The 326-nt window shown below is 51.2% G+C and carries 1 protein-coding gene; it reads left to right on the top strand.

Going from position 1 to position 326, the window contains the following annotated elements; translation table 11 throughout:
- Window positions 1–78 precede the first annotated feature (78 nt).
- Window positions 79–326 (top strand): hypothetical protein (locus tag KVT36_RS31605; protein ID WP_217607412.1); only part of this gene is annotated, 248 nt, incomplete at its 3' end.

Here is a 326-nt window from a genome sequence, read left to right as displayed (position 1 = left end):
AAACTAAGCGGTCATGCTTTTGATTCCAGCTTATCATTAAAATTAGATACCGCAGCCACTAAAAATATCGTATACTAAGTGGCATGGGAAACCCTGGAACTCGGTCCTGTGTGCGATTACGTGGAAGTGATAGTCTCTGACCCCACCGTAGGTAAGTTCTACCGGGCCGTAGACCTGGATGATGATTACATACTGGCGCAGGACGGCCTGGATCCCAGCGAAGGCGATCCGCAGTTCCACCAGCAAATGGTATATGCAGTAGCCATGCCCACCATCAAAAACTTTGAAAGGGCGCTGGGCCGCAAGGTCCTCTGGGAATCGCGCCG

It is taken from the genome of Chitinophaga sp. GbtcB8 (genome assembly GCF_019091455.1).
In the GTDB taxonomy this organism is placed as follows: Bacteria; Bacteroidota; Bacteroidia; order Chitinophagales; family Chitinophagaceae; genus Chitinophaga.
The sequence above is the reverse complement of the archived record's forward strand: the minus strand, read 5'-3'. Positions and strand labels throughout refer to the sequence as shown.